The sequence below is a fragment of the Campylobacter sp. US25a genome (assembly GCF_004379075.1).
GTDB lineage: Bacteria > Campylobacterota > Campylobacteria > Campylobacterales > Campylobacteraceae > Campylobacter_D > Campylobacter_D jejuni.
In genome coordinates this window covers 141,900-160,403 of the sequence record NZ_RYYM01000002.1, presented here as the reverse complement: position 1 = coordinate 160,403, position 18,504 = coordinate 141,900, and the positions used below count along the sequence as shown (strand labels likewise).

General features: G+C 30.9%; 18 protein-coding genes and 1 other RNA gene. 3 read left to right on the top strand and 16 right to left on the bottom strand.

Annotated features, from left to right (window positions below):
• Positions 1-35: 35 nt before the first annotated feature.
• Positions 36-1,268 carry a glutamate-5-semialdehyde dehydrogenase gene (locus ELQ12_RS03035; protein ID WP_126264934.1) on the top strand — a complete coding sequence of 411 codons (1,233 nt, stop codon included), beginning with the start codon at positions 36-38 and terminating at the stop codon, positions 1,266-1,268.
• Positions 1,265-2,350: an FUSC family protein gene (locus tag ELQ12_RS03030; protein ID WP_002861275.1), complete on the top strand. Its 1,086-nt coding sequence runs from the start codon at positions 1,265-1,267 to the stop codon at positions 2,348-2,350. The genes ELQ12_RS03035 and ELQ12_RS03030 overlap by 4 nt, the downstream gene beginning before the upstream one ends.
• Here ELQ12_RS03030 and ELQ12_RS03025 read toward each other — a convergent pair.
• The 6 genes from ELQ12_RS03025 to efp all read right to left on the bottom strand — a co-directional run bounded on the left by ELQ12_RS03025 (position 2,347) and on the right by efp (position 7,942).
• Complete coding sequence (locus tag ELQ12_RS03025; protein WP_070261622.1) at positions 2,347-3,144, bottom strand: amidohydrolase; 798 nt, start codon at positions 3,142-3,144, stop codon at positions 2,347-2,349. The two genes, ELQ12_RS03030 and ELQ12_RS03025, sit on opposite strands and share 4 nt — an antisense overlap.
• Before the next feature lie 10 nt (positions 3,145-3,154).
• Positions 3,155-4,447, bottom strand: a complete 1,293-nt coding sequence (locus ELQ12_RS03020; RefSeq protein ID WP_072223798.1) for an SLC13 family permease — start codon at positions 4,445-4,447, stop codon at positions 3,155-3,157.
• Between the two features lie 119 nt (positions 4,448-4,566).
• Complete coding sequence (locus ELQ12_RS03015; protein WP_052949781.1) at positions 4,567-5,571, bottom strand: DUF2891 domain-containing protein; 1,005 nt, start codon at positions 5,569-5,571, stop codon at positions 4,567-4,569.
• Between the two features lie 9 nt (positions 5,572-5,580).
• Complete coding sequence (locus ELQ12_RS03010; protein ID WP_070261621.1) at positions 5,581-6,534, bottom strand: DUF979 domain-containing protein; 954 nt, start codon at positions 6,532-6,534, stop codon at positions 5,581-5,583.
• Positions 6,521-7,213: a DUF969 domain-containing protein gene (locus ELQ12_RS03005; RefSeq protein WP_002856730.1), complete on the bottom strand. Its 693-nt coding sequence runs from the start codon at positions 7,211-7,213 to the stop codon at positions 6,521-6,523. Before ELQ12_RS03005 ends, ELQ12_RS03010 begins: the two co-directional genes overlap by 14 nt.
• A gap of 159 nt (positions 7,214-7,372) precedes the next feature.
• Positions 7,373-7,942 (bottom strand): elongation factor P, encoded by a 570-nt coding sequence (gene efp / locus ELQ12_RS03000; protein ID WP_002855210.1) that lies wholly within the window; start codon positions 7,940-7,942, stop codon positions 7,373-7,375.
• Between the two features lie 113 nt (positions 7,943-8,055).
• Here efp and rnpB point away from each other — a divergent pair.
• Positions 8,056-8,376: RNase P RNA component class A (gene rnpB, locus ELQ12_RS02995), an RNA gene on the top strand.
• Here the strand turns inward: rnpB and ELQ12_RS02990 are convergent.
• The 10 genes from ELQ12_RS02990 to ELQ12_RS02945 all read right to left on the bottom strand — a co-directional run bounded on the left by ELQ12_RS02990 (position 8,373) and on the right by ELQ12_RS02945 (position 18,491).
• Positions 8,373-8,648, bottom strand: coding sequence for a hypothetical protein (locus ELQ12_RS02990; RefSeq protein WP_002861272.1), 276 nt, complete (start codon positions 8,646-8,648; stop codon positions 8,373-8,375). The genes rnpB and ELQ12_RS02990 overlap by 4 nt on opposite strands.
• On the bottom strand, positions 8,629-9,015 hold the full coding sequence (gene fliS / locus ELQ12_RS02985; protein WP_002861271.1) for a flagellar export chaperone FliS: 387 nt from the start codon (positions 9,013-9,015) through the stop codon (positions 8,629-8,631). The genes ELQ12_RS02990 and fliS overlap by 20 nt, the downstream gene beginning before the upstream one ends.
• Before the next feature lie 11 nt (positions 9,016-9,026).
• Positions 9,027-10,979: a flagellar filament capping protein FliD gene (gene fliD / locus ELQ12_RS02980; protein ID WP_134264562.1), complete on the bottom strand. Its 1,953-nt coding sequence runs from the start codon at positions 10,977-10,979 to the stop codon at positions 9,027-9,029.
• A 2-nt stretch (positions 10,980-10,981) separates the two neighbouring features.
• Positions 10,982-11,347: a FlaG family protein gene (locus ELQ12_RS02975; RefSeq protein WP_002870942.1), complete on the bottom strand. Its 366-nt coding sequence runs from the start codon at positions 11,345-11,347 to the stop codon at positions 10,982-10,984.
• 154 nt (positions 11,348-11,501) lie between these two features.
• Positions 11,502-13,304 (bottom strand): menaquinone biosynthesis decarboxylase, encoded by a 1,803-nt coding sequence (locus tag ELQ12_RS02970; RefSeq protein ID WP_070261619.1) that lies wholly within the window; start codon positions 13,302-13,304, stop codon positions 11,502-11,504.
• Positions 13,301-14,224: a hydroxymethylbilane synthase gene (hemC, locus tag ELQ12_RS02965; RefSeq protein ID WP_070261618.1), complete on the bottom strand. Its 924-nt coding sequence runs from the start codon at positions 14,222-14,224 to the stop codon at positions 13,301-13,303. The genes ELQ12_RS02970 and hemC overlap by 4 nt, the downstream gene beginning before the upstream one ends.
• Positions 14,221-14,610, bottom strand: coding sequence for an FxsA family membrane protein (gene fxsA, locus ELQ12_RS02960; RefSeq protein ID WP_070233421.1), 390 nt, complete (start codon positions 14,608-14,610; stop codon positions 14,221-14,223). The genes hemC and fxsA overlap by 4 nt, the downstream gene beginning before the upstream one ends.
• Positions 14,607-16,316, bottom strand: a complete 1,710-nt coding sequence (locus tag ELQ12_RS02955; protein WP_134264561.1) for a proline--tRNA ligase — start codon at positions 16,314-16,316, stop codon at positions 14,607-14,609. The genes fxsA and ELQ12_RS02955 overlap by 4 nt, the downstream gene beginning before the upstream one ends.
• Positions 16,300-17,598 carry a glutamyl-tRNA reductase gene (gene hemA, locus ELQ12_RS02950; protein WP_052949771.1) on the bottom strand — a complete coding sequence of 433 codons (1,299 nt, stop codon included), beginning with the start codon at positions 17,596-17,598 and terminating at the stop codon, positions 16,300-16,302. Before hemA ends, ELQ12_RS02955 begins: the two co-directional genes overlap by 17 nt.
• On the bottom strand, positions 17,598-18,491 hold the full coding sequence (locus ELQ12_RS02945; RefSeq protein ID WP_070240560.1) for a hexaprenyl-diphosphate synthase: 894 nt from the start codon (positions 18,489-18,491) through the stop codon (positions 17,598-17,600). The genes hemA and ELQ12_RS02945 overlap by 1 nt, the downstream gene beginning before the upstream one ends.
• Positions 18,492-18,504 lie beyond the last annotated feature (13 nt).

Below are 18,504 nucleotides of genomic sequence, written 5' to 3'. Positions count from 1 at the left end.
AATTTATCAAGTTTTTTGTAAATAAAGGATTAAAAATGCGAAATTTGCTTGAAAATATTAAGAAAAATTCTCAAAAACTACTTAACTTAACACCTAAAGATAAAGAAAAAATTATTTTAAAATTAGCTCAAATTTTAAGAGAAAATTTCAAAATTATCCTAGAAGCAAATGAAAAAGATATAGCAAATTTCACAAAAAATGGAGCAATAAAAGATAGGCTTTTGTTAGATGAAAAACGCATTTTAGCTCTTTGTGAAGGTCTAGAAAAAATCGCTTATATCGAAGATCCTATAGGCAAAATTTCTAAAGCTTGGAAAAATTATGCGGGTTTGAGCATACAAAAAATAAGCATTCCTTTAGGACTTATTTGTGTTATTTACGAAGCAAGGCCTAGTCTTAGCGCTGAAATTGCAGCTTTAATGATAAAAAGTTCTAATGCTTATGTATTTAAAGGTGGAAGTGAAGCAAAATTTACAAACAAAGCTATATTTACTCTTGTTAGCAAAGTACTTAAGGAATTTGGTTTACAAGATTGTTTTGCTATGTTTACTCAAAGAGACGAGATCAAGCAAATTCTAACTTTTGATGATTTAATCGATGTGATCATACCTCGCGGTAGTTCAAATATGATACAAGAAATTGCAAACAATACTAAAATTCCTCTCATTAAGCAAGATAAGGGCTTGTGTCATGCTTTTGTAGATCAAAGTGCTAACTTAGATATGGCTTTAAAAATAATCCTTAATGCAAAGTGTCAAAGAGTAAGTGTTTGCAACGCTTTAGAAACGCTTTTAATCCATGAAAAAATTGCTAAAAATTTTATAAGTCTTTTAATCCCTAAATTTGAAAAATTTAAGGTAAAAATTCACGCCCATGAAAATGCATTGGCTTATTTTAACAACTCAAATTTAGAAGTTTTTAAAGCAAATGAAAATACCTTTAATACAGAATGGCTTGATTTTGCTTTAAGTGTAAAATTAGTAAAAGATTGCGATGAAGCTATAGAGCATATCAACAAACACAGCTCCTTGCATTCTGAAACCATTATCTCAAATGATGCTTCAAATATCGCTAAATTTCAACGCCTTATAAACTCATCTTGTATTTATGCTAATGCTTCAACGCGTTTTAGCGATGGAGGAGAATTTGGCTTTGGTGGGGAAGTTGGAATTTCAACTAGCAAATTGCATGCAAGAGGTCCTATGGGGGTTGAAGATATTTGCACTTATAAATATATAATTAATGGAGAAGGACAAATTCGAGAGTGAATAAAATAGAAATGCTAAAGCAACACTTTAAAGAAATTGCTAAACTAAATTCAAGTGAACAAGTTTGGCAAATGCCTTTTTTTGCGGCTTTAGGTGTGGGTATAGTTTTAGGGTTTAGTGTATTTTTTGGAAAATTAAACTATGGACTCATTGCCATGATAGGAGCTTTATCTTTTTTATATGTTCCAAACACTCCTTTATATCATAGAATGGCTGTTGTGATGTGCTGTTCTTTTGGCATAGTTTCTAGTTTTTTCTTAGGAATTTTAACCCATTTTTTACCTGCAATTTTTGCCTTCATCCCTATAGGACTTGTGGCCATGGGAAGTTCTATTTTAATTAGATATTATAACATTGGTGCACCTGGATATTTTTTCTTTGTATTTTCTTGTATTTTAGGAGCTTATTCTCCTTTTGAAGCTAAGGATTTTATCTTTTTAGTGGGTCTTGTTTTTCTTGGGGCAATGGTAGCTAATTTAATGGCTTTGTTATATTCTATCGTTGTGATTTATGGATTTAAAAATGCTTTACCTAGCGAAATTCCACCTAGAGAATACATAGGTTTTGATGCAGTTTTTGTGGATTCTTTGATCATGGGTTCTTTTGTGGCTTTTTCTATATTTATAGGAATTTTTTTAGAACTTGAAAGAAGTTATTGGATAGCCATTTCTTGCACAGCTATTATGCAAGGTGTAACTTTAAATTCTATATGGATTAAACAAATTCAACGCATCATAGGAACGGCCTTAGGAGTATGTTTTGCATGGTGGCTTTTATCTAAACAATTTCACAATATAGAGCTTGTTTTACTTATGATGTCTTTGTTTTTTATAGGACAATTTTTAGTCAATCGAAACTATGCTTTAGCTATGATTTTCTTTACTCCTTATGCCACTTATCTTTCGGAAGCAGCTAATTTTATGAGTGAAAATGCAAATACATTAATACTCGCTCGTTTAGTTGATGTCGTAATAGGAAGCATTTTAGGACTTTTGGGTGGTTTTGTAATTTATAAACCTTATCTAAGAGTACATTTTGAACGCATTGCAAAATACATCTTTAGGATAAAACGAAAAGCTTAAAAGTCAAATAAAACACAAGCATTATCCCCTAAAATTTGCTCTTGTTCTTTTTTAGATACGACAACTTCATTAAAAGCTGCTAGAGCCGATGAAAAATTAATATTTGCTTCAAAATTTGTATGCGGCCAATCACTTCCAAAAACAAAATTGCTAAGTGGAAAATGTTCTTTTAAAATTTCATATATTTTCTTTGCAAATTTTATAGCTTGTTCATTATTAGCATAGTCTATTTTTGCTCTATAAAAACCGCTAATTTTAAAAAATATTCTAGAATTTTTTAGGTAAATTAAATCCTCTAAATTTGTTAAGTTTGCATTAGCTCTTGCTAAATGATCAATAACAATATTACAACCATAAGGAATTAAATTTTTAACAATATCAATAAGATTATTATCCAAATCTCTTTGAATTTCTATTTGCATTTTAAGCTTACTTAAATTTTCAAAAAATTGAATCCAAACCGTACTTTTAAAATTTGGCAATTCTTTGCCAATTAAATTTAATCTAACTCCACAAGCTTTTCTTTCTTTTAGTTTTTGAAGCTCATCAAATTTAATACCTTCATCAACCACAACTATAGCTTTTATATTTTCATCTTTTTCGATACTCTGAAGCAAAAATTCATTATCAACACCTAAAAAACTTGGCTGAACTAAAACCCCTTTATCAAAACCATAATGATCTAAATTTGCTTTATAATCTTTAAAACTAGCGTCATAATCAGGCTTATATCTTGCATTTGCAACTGTATTTAACTTTTTCAAAAATATATGTGCATGAGTATCAATCTTCATTAAATTATCCTTATAAAATAAAACTCATTATAACAGTAGCTAAAATCGCCGCCATAAATCCTATTGGCACAGCTTTAATAAGTAAATCTTTAAATAATTTTTCCTTATATTTATCAGGACAAGATCCTAAAATTAAACTTCCTCCAGAAGAAAAAGGAGAAATAGCGGAAGCTTGAGCCCCTACAACAATACAAGAAAAAAGCAATGCCTCGCTTAATCCACTGCTTGCAGCAATGCTTGGAACTATAGGAAAAAGCGCTGGAGTAACCACACCCAAAGTACTTGAAAAAAGCGACATAAAAGCTGCAATAGCACACATTATTAACGGAATAAAAATCACATTGATCTCATTTTCTACAAGATCTGAAAATAATTTTATAGCCCCTGCTTCAACTGCTATGCTAATTAACATCCCTACTCCACAAATCATTATCAAGGTTCCCCAAGGAATTAAAGCAACAACTTGTTTCTCATCGGCTAATTTTAAAAATAAAGCAATGGCAACAAAAATCATGGCTATCATAGCTATATCTATTTTTTTATTAAAATAACTAATTGTCTCATTATGTGGAAAAATAATATTTAGCACAGGAAAGATTAAAACAACAATAATCATCATAAACATGAGAATTAAAGTAGTTTTTTGTTTATAATCAAATGGATCAGGTTTTGAAATAACACTGGTTTGCATCTTATTTTTAAAAGCATTAAACACAAAAAAAGATAATACCACAATAGGCAAAATTATAGTAAAAGCAAAAATAATACTAGAATTTATAAAAGCTTCATTTGCTTCAATACCTGAATTTTGCATCAATCCTCGAAAAATAATCCCACTTTGAGAAGTCATAAAATTTGCTCCTCCTAAAGCACCATAGTTTATAGCCATAGCTCCAGCAATTTTGCTTAAACCGATTTTATCGCAAAGTAAAAAAGTAAGGGGTGCCATAAAAGCTAAAACCGTATAAAAACCTGCTCCTAAAGCAGCTATAATAGCACTAACCACAAAAATAACAAAAGGAAGCAAATAAGGATGATTAGCAAAACGATACATCAAATGTCCAGCTAATTTTTCAAGAGTTCCATTTACGGTTGCAAAATTATAAAACAATGAAACAGCAAAAATAACAAAAAATATAGAAATAGGCCAAAAAGCTATGATTTTTTTAGGAGCTAAATCCATAAAAAAGGCTCCTATAATATAAGCAAAAATCATAGCAAAAATTCCAACATTATGTCTAGTAATATAGCCTAAAATGATGGCTACTATAATACTAGAGATGATTAAAAAAACCATTATCATCCTTTAAAATATTATAGGGCTTATGATATCAAAAAATATATTTTTCAAAGCATAAAAACAAAATCTAAAATTTAAAAAATACCTATTTAGTAACAAATTTACTCATCTTATGAAATTTTTTATAAAATATCCACATCCATAGCAAGCAAAGCAAAGCTTCCTAGCCAATGCGACCCAAGATAATCATCTTCTATATGAGCTATGGCTTTATCAAAATGCTCTGTAGCATTATTTCTTAAAAGAATTTTTAAATTTTCATCGCAAAAATTTGAAAGTATTTTAAAACACCAAGCACGACTTAAATTTAGCCCATCTAGATGTGCTATTTTACCATCGCTCCTATCACTCACACTCACAGGGGTAAATAAAGTTGCAGGCTCTTTTGCTTCTAAATTTGGCAAATATACTTTAAAAAATTTTACAAAATCATTTTTAGGTAAAACAGCACTTAAAAGCACCGCTTCCATCAAAACAGGAGATAAAAACTCATCTCCACAAGGCTCTAAAGCTTGCATATTTTTATCATTTAAAAACCACTTTTTAGCACTTTGGATGATGCAATACTCTAATTCTTGATCTTTTTTAAATCTTGCATACTCTAAAGCAAAATACAAAGCAAAAGAGCTATTAAAATGGGTTCCAACTCGTATAGGATAATCCATCTTAGGCAAAAACTCCTTAAATTCTTTAACAAAAAAATCAGCTATGCCTTCTAAATTTTTAGCCCAAATTTTAGCTTTGTCATTTTCTTTAGCAAGTAAATTTATCTCCAAAGCCAGTTTTAAAAACCATCCCCATCCATAAGGTCTTTCAAAACCTTTGTGCGCAGGGTTTTGAAGATACTTAAGCTCTCCTTCTGCTTTTTCTTTGCTAAATTGAGAATCTAAGGCTTTGATGATTTCATCCTTTGGGGCAAAATGAGAAAAATCTTTTAAAATTTTCACCAAAAGCCAGTGAGAATGCACGCTAGAATGCCAATCATAAGAACCATAAAATATAGGATACATAAGTTTTGGCGGTTTAATATCATTGATATCATTAAAAGAATGTGTGATTTTATTTGGCAATTCTCTAAAAATATTTTCTAGTGCAATAAAGCTAAATTGTTTTATAAATTTTTCCATTTTTTCTCCTTAAAATCTAAAAGCTAAAAAATACATTAAAAAGATATTAGCTATAAGCAAAACAAGTCCTGACATAAACTGGGCTTTAATTACGCCATTTTTATCATCTAAATTTAAAAGTGCCGCAGGAACTATATTAAAATTTGCAGCCATAGGCGTCATTAAAGTTCCACAAAATCCACTAAGCATTCCAATCGCTCCTATAATAGCAGGATTTGCATGCATTTGTATGATTAAAATCGGCAAAGCAATAGCAGCAGTAATCACAGGAAAAGCTGCAAAAGCATTGCCCATTACTATAGTAAAAAGTGCCATAGCAATACAATACACAGCTACTGCAATAAAAGCATTATCTAAACTAATATAACTAGATAAAAGTTTAGATACTTGATCACCCATTCCCGTAGAAACAAAAACTACTCCAAGTGTAGCCAAAATTTGCGGCAAAAGCGCCGCCCAACTAATGTGATCCATAGTATGTGCTGCATCCTTAACGGCTCTTTTAGGAGAAGCCTTAAACATAAAACAAGCAACCACTGAAGAAATAATTATACCTGTAATCAAAGCCATCAATGTAGCATTTTTATTTTCAAAAAAACTCAAATAGGGAAATAAAAAAGTCCCAATAAGTGTAATCAAAGGAACCATTAAAGCAGGAATAAAAAGTTTATTTTTATAAATATTTGCATGTTTTATCTCGTATTCTTTTTCTTCTTTGCTAACTTCAATCTTTGCTGGTTTTAATAAATTAAATCCTGCTATAAGTGCTAGTAAAATCACTATACAACCCATCACAAAATGAGGCAAAACTCCTGCTAGTAAAAAAGTAAAACTATAACTTATCCAGAATACCCCGCCGCTTATTCTTGATTTTATATCTTTAGCTTGATTAGAAAAACTTAAAATTCCAAAAACTAAAAATAAAATTCCTACAATATAATAAAGCAAATCAAGACTTATCATCACTCAACCCTTTATAAGTTTTTTCTAATCTTTTATCAAATAAATAAAGTCTAGAACAATGGATAATTAAAGCCAAAATTCCAGTTGGTATAGCCCAAACTGATAAATGCAATGGCTCAACAATAATACCATTGCTCTCATAAAAAGCTTTAATAAATAAAATAGAATGCACGGCTATAAAAATATCCTCTCCAAAAAATACAGCAACATTATCCGTTCCCGCAGAAAAGGCTTTGATTTTTTGACTATCTTTATGTGTTAAGTTTTTAAATTTAAGCTTAGCTGCAGCTTCTGCCATAGGGGCTATTAAAGGTCTTATCATCTGTGCATGTCCGCCTAAAGATAAAAGCCCTAAAGCTGCAGTAACTTGTCTAAAAACAAAATAACACATTAAAATTCGTCCTGTACTGGCAACTTTTATTTTGGATATTAAATTTTTAGCCTGCTCTCTTAAGCCTTTGCGTTCCAAAACAGCAAGTAAAGGTAAAATAAGCCAAATTATAGCAACATAGCGATTATCTACAAAAGATTTTCCTATATCACTAACAACCTTAACAAAATCAAAACCTGAAACAAGTCCAGCATAAATTCCAACTGAAGTTACCACTAAAAAGGGGTTAATCTTTAAAGCAAAACCTAAAACAATCAAAGGTATAGAAGCAAGAAGTAACCATTCCATCAATCATCTCCACAATATAAATTAGAAATATTATAGAAATTTTAAATTGAAGAAAAGTTTAAAAAAATATTTTTAAGAATGAAATGAGAAATTAAGTAACAAAATAAATTTTATATAAATTTAAAAAAGCCTTGGAATAGTCCAAAAGCTTTTTTTGTATTACTTGTTCGCTCTTTCTATATACTCACCACGCACAGTATCAACGCGTATAACTTCACCTTCTAGCACATGAAAAGGAATTTGCACTACTGCGCCTGTTTCTAAAGTAGCTGGTTTTTTATTTGATCCTTGAGTATCGCCTTTGAAATTTGGAGCCGTTTCGATGATTTTGAGTTCAACAACTTGTGGAACTTCTACGCCGATAGCCTTGCCATTATGAAAAAGTACATCTACCATCATACCATCAAGCATCCATTTTTTTGCCTCACCCACATCATCATCACTGATAGCTACTTGTTCATATGTTTGTGTATCCATAAATTGGCAATTTTCACCATCATCATAAAGATACTGCATAGTTTTATCTTCTAAATTTGGAGCTTCACATTTATCGCCTGCATGGAAAGTTTTTTCAAGTACTTTACCATCAATAAAAGATTTGATTTTAATACGCACAAAAGCAGGACCTTTACCTGGTTTTACATGCTGATACTCAACTATTTTAAAAGGAATTCCATCGATTTCTATTTTAAGTCCCTTTTTTAAATCACCCATTGAATAAGATGCCATAAATTTCCTTTGTTAAAAAATAAAAAATAATTCTATCAAATTTTGATTGATATCACAATAAAATTATTTTATTTGATAAAAAAATAAGTAAAATTACGCTAAAATTTAAATTTAAAGCATAGTAAATGCTCGCTTCTTTTTAGAAGAGGAAAGTCCGAGCTGCTAAAGACAAGCATTCCATCTAACAGATGGCTAGGGCAACCTAAGGGATAGTGCAACAGAAAGAAAACTACCACGCAAGTGGAAAAGGTGAAACGGCGGGGTAAAAGCCCACCAGCGATTTTGGTAACAATTTCGGCTATGTAAACCCAATGTGCAGCAAGAAGGGATGGTTAGCGTCTTTGTTTTAACCCTTCGCTTGATTTTGTTTGCAAAAACAAAACTAGATAAATGAGCATTCAAGACAGAACTCGGCTTATCGCTATGCTTTTTAAGATCTAACATAGGTCAAAGCTTTTTGAAATTTTTGAATTTCAACAGCCTTTGCTTTTTTCTTTTGTTCAATTAGTGCAACAGCTTCTTGCAAAAGAGCTTGAATTTGATAAAATATATCATTTATATTTTCTTTTATAAAGTCTTCTGAGGGCGATCTTTTAGCTAAATTTTTAATAAAAGCTTTCATATCAAGTTTATCAAGCAAATTTTCAAGCTTATTAATATCTTCTTGAATTAACGCGAGTTTAAAATCATTGATCCACTGTTTCATTACTATGCACTTCTCTCCAAGCTTCTAGTAAACCTTTGGTTACATTTATAACTTCATTAATTCTTTCTTCGTTATTTTCTAAATTTGCCAAAGATAAAAGTTGAATTTCTCTTGTATAAAGCCCACTTAAATAATGCGCCACATCTCCACCTTTTTCATAATCTAAAGTATTAATAAGCTCTATAAAAATAGCTGTTGTTCTTTTTACAAAGTATACTCTTTGCTCTATATCCTCGTTTCTTATCGCCACTTTAGCCCTTGCACAAAAACGCAAAATTCCCTCATAGAGCATTTCGATAAGTTTTTGCGGAGATTCTATCCCCGCTTGATTTTGAGAATAAGCATTATAAGCTAAACTATTTTGCATCTTTTTTATCCTTAATTATTAGAATTATTTGCTGCATTGATCATATTAGTCACAGTTGTTAATTGCTGATTAAGTTTATTTAAGATGCTCTCATATTGCAACCATTGATTTGCCATTGTATCATACCTTGTATCAATCAAAGTTTGAGTTGATTCTTTGGTTTGGGTTAAAGACTTAGTATCATTTGTTAAACTCTCATCGTATTTTGTTAAAGAGCCATCTTTGCCTGTTATACCTTGTAAAGTTGTTTTAAGTTGCGCAAAAACACCCACACCTTCAACTGCCTCAGCAGCAATGCTCGTTTGGCTTAAGCCAAATTGTTTAAGAAATTCGCTATCTCCTTTTATGGCAAAATCAGAACTTCCATCGGTTTTAAAATTAAGCTTATATCCTTTTTCTCCATCTTTATCATAAGTTTCAACTTTGACTGTTAAGCCTTCAATACCTTTACTATTGATATGATCAGCCAAATTTTGAAGCATTTCTTGTTCTGTTTTACCTGTTAATTTAAAATCAGTTCCATCGGCATTTTTAGATAAATCATAAGTTTCAAAATTTGTAACTATTTGAAATTTTCCCAAAGAAAAACTTATACCTTTATTTTCTTCATCTTTATTTCCTAAATAATCGTTAAGACTACCTTTTTTAATCAAATCACCAGTATAGTTTATATCCTTATATTGAGTAACACCCGAAAAAAAACTTTCGGTCAAATCAGGATTTTCTTTCATCTTGCTTTCAAAAGCAGAAGAGTCAAAATTTAAAGTTCCTGACTCAGTCATACTTAAACCATAATCTTGTAAAGAAAGCATTACTTTAGCACTTATTTTATTTCCATTAGCATCTTCAACTTTACCATCAACAGATTGAGATTCAAAAAGTTTTGAAATAATGCTTGAGCGTATAGAGTTTACTTCGGTTACGCCTTGTAAAGAACCTTTGGTTCCTGTTTCGCTGTTATAGTCTGTAGCAGCATTAAGATTTAACACTAAATCATTATAGGCATCAACCATATCTTGCATAGCTTTGGTAACGGACTCGCTGTCTTGCTGGATATCAAAATTGATTTCGCCTGTTTTATTTAAAGTCAAAGTAATACCTACACCAAGATCGGTTATAGTATTGCTCGATCTTGTCATCTTGATGCCATCCATGGTAAATTTAGCATCTTGAGCTTTTTGAATATGCAAAGGATTATCTTCGCTATCATCAATAATGCCAACACCTTTTTTACTTTTAGCAGGATCAAAATCTTCAGCTTTTAAAGCATCTTCATCGAGTTTCCAACCAAGACTTTCAAAAACACTTTTAGCATTTTTATCAACCTTGTATTTACCATCAGAATCTTTTGCACCCGGATAAAAGCTTATAGCACTATCTTCACCTGTTTCTTTGCTCGTTAAGGTTAAGCGATAAGGTGCGTCTTTTTCTCCTGTATTTACCATCTTAGCTACAATTTCTCCACCCGTAGCAGTATTAATCTTATCAACTAAATCACTATAGGTTGTATTTTTATCTATAGTAACGCTATATTCTTTTCCATTGGAAAAAAAAGTTAAATTAGTAGGATTTTGCAAATTTGCATTAATTATACCTGTATCATTTACCAAACCCTTGCTTTGATAAACATCTTTTTGGGCAAGTTGAGTTACATTGATATTCATGCTTTGCAAAGCAACACCTGAAGTTGCTGTAAGACTTGCTGGAGGATTATCAGTGATACTTGCTATAACCTTTCTTTTAGCAAAAGCTGTAGAATCTCCTAAAGACGATACAGCTGTTTGAAAAGCAGAAAGTTTGGTTTTAAGCTCGGTTAAATCTTTTTGTTTGGTTGTATTTTCTTCAATTTTTTTAGTATAAGGATCAATACGAGCCTTTTGTTCTGCTTCTTTTAACTTATCTAAGGTTTCTTGTGTTAATACTCCAGAACCAAATCCTAAACTAGATAAACTACCAAATGCCATTTTTAACTCTCCTTATCAAATATCATTCCTATCACATCTCTAAAATACTCAGCTAATCTCATAGCTTCTTCGCTAGGAATTTGACGAATTTCCCTTCCAGTACTTTTTTCAGTCACGCTAATATACATAGAATTAATTTTATCGCTATAACCAAAACGAACATTAGTATCTAAAGAATCCATTTGTTCATTTAACTTTTTTGTAATATCAGCTAACTTTTCACTCACACCTTGTTGTTGTCCATCATCGCCTCCTTGGCTTTGACTTCTATCGGTTTGAATGTTTAAACTAGCCTGTGTCTCACTTGTTCTTTGGCTAATGTTTGCCAAAGCTGTATCCATTTGCCCATTTGCCTTCGATATTTCCATTTTAAAATCCTTTTTAAAATTTCTTATTGCTAGTTACAAGCTTATATCGACAAATTTATAAAATTATGAACACCCTATAAAGAAAAATTTATTTTTCAATATAAAAAACAGTAAGCAAAAACTGTGCCAAAATTTTAAAAAAATCTCAACTATCTTAAAAAATTTCAAATTTATTAAAAAGATCTGGATTATTTTCTAAGATATTACGCAAGATTAAATCTTCTATCACGCTTTTAGTGCAATCTGTTTGCTTAGGCCAAGTTCTTAAATAGCCCTCAGCTTCACCCTTAGCACTTGCATCCACTCCAAGTCTTTCTTCTTTGATAAAAATATCTCTTTTAGCATCTATATTATTTACCACACGCCAAACAAGCATATAAGGGTTTTCAAGCTTATTTTCGGTATCCAAAAATACTAAAATCCTAAAATGTTTTTTAAATTCTAAAAGTTTATTAAAACTTTGTTCGATTTTTTCTTTTTTATCAAGCAAAATGCAAACTATAGGACTTTTGCTTTCTTTATAAAATTGCTTTAAATTTAAAAGCTCCACCTTAGTTTTAAAAAGTTCTAATAATTTTTTATCTTCTAAAATTTCAAGCTCTTCTACTTGTGTTTCCTTGCAAGCATCAAGTCCTGCTTTACCCCCAAAACAAGCATTAGGCGAAGCATGATCTAATTGATCGCAAATTCCTTCTGAAATTAAAATTTTCTTTGCATCAAAACGATTTAAAATATAAGGAATTAAAGCATCATAATCTTTCAAAGAAGGTGCATTTTTATCCACAAAAATTGCATGTTTAACAAAACTCATTTGCCCCACTCCCCAAAATGCATGCATGATTTGTTGTGCATGAGCGGGATATTTTGCATCGATTTTTGCTAAGATAAGATTATGAAAAACTCCATTTTCAGGCATATTATAATCAATTAAATCAGAAACTGAAGTTTGAAGCAAGGGTAAAAAAATTCTTTCGGTACCAAGCCCCATAATCTTATCTTCTAAAGGAGGCTTTCCTACAACCGTTGCTTGATAGATCGCATCTTTTTTAGTATAAATTTTTTCTACTTTCATCACAGGAAAAAGTTCAGCAGGAGTGTAAAAACCCGTATGATCTCCAAAAGGACCTTCAATTTTAAACTCTTCTAAATCCACATAACCTTCAATAACCACATCACTATCATAAGGTACAAAAATACCATTTTCACAAGGGGTAAGTTTTGCAGGAGTTTTTTTAATAAAACCATAAAGCAAAAGTTCAAAAATTCCTTTAGGTAAAGGTGCTTGAGAACACCAAATATAAAGCGGATCTCCGCCTATAGCTATACTTACAGGCATTTTTTTAAAACCAGCATTTTTGTATTCGTGATAAAAATTTGCCCCATCTTTATGAATTTGCCAATGCATTAAAAGTTCATTTTTATCGCTCATTTGCAAACGATACATTCCAAGATTATTTTGAGTTTTATCTAAATTTTGTGTATAAACTTGCCCCATAGTGATAAATTTACCCGCATCATATTCCCAAGTTTTTAGTATAGGAAGTTCTTCAAGTGAGTTTAAAATTTCATAATCATACAAGGCTTTATTTTTTTTCAGTCTTTTAGGAGGAACATTTTTAAAACTTAACAAATTCATAAAAAAATCCATTTTTGCTTTAAAACTCGTAGGAATATGAAGCTTGGTGAGTTTTGAAATTTCTTCAGCCACCTCTTCATAATCACGCCCAAAAGCTAAATTTAAAGCCTTTTCATTACAAAAAGTATTCATCAAAACAGGAAATTTATATTGTTTATTTAATTTTTTATCTATAGGATTTTTAAATAATAAAGCCTTACCTTTTTCTCCTTTTTTAGCTTCTATATAAGCTAAATGAGCGATTTCAAGATCTACATCTACAGGCTCTTCAATTACCCTTAAAAGATCATTTTCTTTTAAAATTTGAATAAATTCTTTCATAGCATGCTCTCAGCTTTTTTTAAAAGTTCTTTAGCACCTTTAGCAATAAACTCCTTAGCCAAACTCTCCCCAAAACCTTTAAAATCATTCTTTTTAATCATTCTTTTATCTTTTAAAATTTCACTTCCATCAGGAAGTCCAAGCACTGCACGCACACAAATTTCATCTCCTAAAAGCTCTGCGTTAATACCTATAGGAACTTGACAACCCCCTTCTAAAGTAGCGATAAATTCCCTTTCAATGCTTGTTTCAATCAAAGCATTTTCATCATTTAAACATTTTAAAAGTTTTAAAATTTTTTCATGATTTATACTTTCTATACCTAAAGCTCCTTGAGAGGCTGCAGGGATTAGTTCATCCTTGCTAAATTCATAAACAAAATTCACTTGCTTATCTAAGTTTAAGCGTTTAATTCCCGCCATTGCCAAAATAATCGCATCAAAATCATTATTTTTTAATTTCTCTATACGAGAATTAACATTACCGCGCAAAGAAATAATCTCTAAATCAGGTCTTAACAATAAAAGCTGCATTTTACGTCTAACACTAGTAGTGCCTATTTTTGCACCTTTTGGCAAAGAAAGAAAATCTTTATAATTTTGACTTAGCATAGCATCATTGCTTTGCTCTCTTTTACTTACCGCTGCCAAAACTAAACCTTGAGGAAAAAAACTAGGCACATCTTTTAAACTATGCACCGCCAAATGTGCTTCTTTTCTTAGCATACTTTCTTCAAGTTCTTTTGTAAAAAGTCCTTTGCCGCCAATTTTTGCCAAAGGAGAATCCAGCAAAACATCGCCTTTTGTTTTAAAACCTTCTAAAAGCACTTCAATTTGATGTGTATTTTTTAAAATTTGGGCTACATGTTCACTTTGCCAAAGAGCTAATTGACTTTTTCTTGTTGCGATAATAAGCTTCATTTTCTATCCTCTATAATTTCAACATCAATGATTTCTTCATTAGAATTTTGATACTCTTGCTTAGTGTATTGATATTTTGATTTAGTCATTATTTTCAAAGCAATACCAAAGAAAAATACAAAAATTCCAAAAACGCTTGTAATAATCCCTGGAAAAACAAGTAAAAACCCTGCGATAACAAAAGAAAATTGTGTTAACATATCCTTTAAGCCACCCATTTGAAATTCAAGCATATTTTTCCAAAAAATTCCCAATAAAACCGCACCAAAAATCATACTCAAAAGTATGAAAAATAAAAAATTACCAAAACCAAAAAACACTATAAAAAGTATACTTGCAATAATTTCAAGTACAAATAAAGGGCTTAAACTTAATTTATAATTCATAACACTTTCTTTTTAAGAATTTCCATAAGTTCATCAGTTTTTATAAGCTCTTTTATCAAACCTTCTCTTTGGATAAACTCTATTTCATTATTTTCTAATCCTTTACCAATAACTAACGCATAAGGAAAACCCATAAGTTCAAAATCATTCATTTTAACCCCAAAACGCTCATTTCTATCATCAAGCAATACCTCTAATCCAAGATTAGTTAAATCCTCATAAAGCTTATTAGCAAATTCTAAAGCCTTTTCATCTTTGAGATTTGAAACAATAATTTCAAGCACAAAAGGAGCTAAAGTTTTATTCCAAATACATCCTTTTTCATCATGACTTGCTTCAATAGCTACAGCCAACAAGCGTGAAACACCTATGCCGTAACATCCCATATAAAAAGGTTGACTTTTGCCATTTTCATCTAAAAAATTTGCATTCATCGCTTTAGAATATTTTTGTCCTAATTTAAAAATATGCCCTACTTCTATACCTTTGCTTTGTTTTAATTTTGCTCCACATTTAGCACAGCAATCCCCTTCTTTAACTTCAATCAAATCTTTAAAACGATCTTTGTTTAAATTTACAACATCAATGCCGATTAAATGATAATCTTTTTCATTCGCACCCATAATCATTTGCTTTTCGTTTTCAAGCTCAAAATCTATATAAAAATCTATATCTTTTAATCCCACAAAACCTATAAAACCAGCTACTAAACCAGCTTTTTCTAATTCTTCTTCGCTTGCATCGACTAGTTCAAGGGCATTGCAAGCATTTTGAGCCTTGATTTCTTGTAAATCATCACTTCCTCTTATAAAAAACACAACTAACTTGCTTTCATTTTCATAAATAGCTTTTTTTACCACTGCTTTAATCGTATAAAAAGCATTGATTTTAAAAAATTGTGCTAAAGAATCTATAGTTTTAATATTTGGAGTGTGAAATTTACTTGCATAATTTGCTTCGGGACGCTCATCTTGACAATTTTTTTTAGCTCTTTTTGCAGCTTCAACATTAGCCGCATAATCACAATTTTCGCAAATTAAAATATCATCTTCCCCATTTTTTGCCAAAACCATAAATTCCTTAGAACCGCTTCCACCAATAGCCCCACTATCAGCTTCAACTGCTCTAAAATCAAGTCCCATTCTTTGTAAAATTTGAGAATAAGTTTTATACATAAGCTCAAACTCACGCCCTAAATCTTCTTCATTAGCATGAAAACTATATCCATCTTTCATTAAAAATTCACGACATCTTAAAAGCCCAAATCTAGGCCTTGCTTCATCACGAAATTTAAGTCCGATTTGATATAAATGCAAAGGAAGTTGCTTATAGCTTGTGATTTTGTTTTTTACCAAAGAAAGCATAGCTTCTTCATGTGTTGGGCCTAAAACAAATTCATTTTCTTTTCTGTCTTTAAAACGCAGAAGTTCTTTTCCAAAAACATTATAACGCCCACTTTCTTGCCACAAACTTGCAGGAGTGATAAAACTAAGATTTACTTCTTGTGCTCCAGCCTTATCCATTTCTTCTTTAACTATATTTTTAATCTTATCTAAAACTCTTTTTCCTAAAGGCAAGAAATTATAAAGTCCACTGCCAATTTGTTCTACAAAACCCGCACGCGTTAAAAAAATATGACTAGGCAAACTCGCATCTTTTGGCGCTTCTTTTAAACTTGGTGCATAAAATTTAGTAAATCTCATCATTATTCTCCATATCAAATTCACATTTATATTGATTTAAACCTTCAAGATTATTTTGCAAATCAAAAACATAACGCATAGCATTAATCACTGTATCGCTTTGCATTTTACCTTGTAAATGTTTCAAATTCACAGTAGGTGTGTGTAAAAAAGCCTTAAAAACTTGATGAATCAACTTTCTAGCTTCTTCTTTATCAGATTTTTTCAAATATCCTTTTTTTAACGCAATTTCAAGTTGTTTATCTGCATATTCTTTAGCTTGCAAGCGTATGGCTTTGATAATAGGCATCAAAGCCAAATCGTTTAAATACCTAAAAAATTCACTTGTTTCACGACCTATTATCCCATAAGCCATACGAGCTTCTTGTTCTCTTAGTGCTAAATTTTTTTGAACCACAATCTCAAGATCATCTACAGCAAAAACAGATATATTTTCATTTTCATTAATATCGATATCCCTTGGAACTGCAATATCAAAAAAATACCTTTTGTAAGGAAGTTCTTCTATTAAAGAATTTGTAATAATAGCATTTGGTGCATTAGTAGCTGAGAAAAAAAACTCATATTGATTTAAATATTTTTTTAAATTTTCTAAACTATCATATTCGCTTAAAACACCAAGTCTCTCACACAAATCTTTAGCTTTTTGCAAGTCACGATTTAAAATAATCACTTTAGCACCCGCAGCAATTAAATGTTTTGCCGCAAGTTCTCCCATCTCTCCAGCTCCAATAACAACAGCTTTTTTTTGCGTTAAATCTGCAAGTTCTTTTGCTTTTGCTACAGCAACGCTAGCTACAGAAATAGGATTTTTAGAAATTTGAGTTTCATTGCGTACCTTAGCAGCACATTTAAAAGCACTATGTACCGCTCTTGAAAGGTGTACTCCGCAAAAATTATTTTTTACAGCAAAAGCAAAGGCATCTTTTAATTGTCCTGCTATCTGAGTTTCGCCGACCACCAAACTATCCAAAGAACTTGCTACAGAAAAAAGATGGTGGATTGCTCCACTATCTTCAAAAATATCAGCTTTTTCAAGCAAAATATCTTTATCCACATCACAAAGTAAAGCCAAAGATTTAACAATAAACTCCGCACAGGCCATTTTTATAAAAGCAACAATTTCAACACGATTGCAAGTACTTATAACCAAACATTCTTCAATATTTTCATGAGTGCTAATGATTTTTAAAAACTCACTTTTTTTAGCTTCATTGGAAAAGCTTAACTTTTCCCTTAAGGCAATATCTGTATTTTTATGAGTAAAAGATATACAATAATACATTAAAATTCCCTATCTATCATAGCTTTAATAATATCATTAAGCTTGTTATTATCATATTTTTCAATCGCTTTACTAGCCTTTTTTGTATAAGTTTTAGCTTCTAAAATAGCTTTTTCCAAAGCTTTTTGTTCTTCAAATTTAGTTTTTAGCCACTCTTTTTCATTTTCATTTAAATCTTTTTTAAATAAAGTCTGCAAATATATCCTATCTTGTTCTTGTAAATTTTCATAAAGATAAATATAAGGTAAGGTAGTCTTACCCTCTTTAAAATCATTCATAGCAGGTTTTCCAAGAATTTTTTCATCGCTCTTAATATCTAAAATATCATCAATCATCTGAAAAGCGAGTCCTAAATTTTTACCATATTCTGCAAAATCTTTTTCATATAATCCAGCCAAAATAGCTCCGCATCTCGCACTTGCTTCGATCAAAACAGCTGTTTTATTATAAATCATTTTCAAATAAGCTTCTTTATTGATATTAAATTTCTCTCCCAAATCAACATCCATAAGTTCGCCTATAGCAAGCTTTACAACAGCATCTGAAATAATACTTGCAAATCTAGCATCCATTTTGCTTAATTCATAAAAGGCTTTGGAATACAAAATATCGCCCAACATAAGAGCATTTTTTGTACCAAATTCAGCATTAACAGATCTTGCTCCACGTCTTAACTCACTCTCATCAATAATATCATCATGTAACAAACTAGCAAGATGTATCAATTCTATAGCTGCGCAAATTTTAAAAGCAATCTCACTCTCATCTGCGATAGCTAATAATAATTTAGAACGTAATTTTTTTCCTGATTTTACATTTGAAAGCATATTTAAAATAGGTTCATAGCCAAGCTCTTGTAAAAACTGTTTTATTAATTCATCTATTTTTTGCACTATCTTTTCCTTG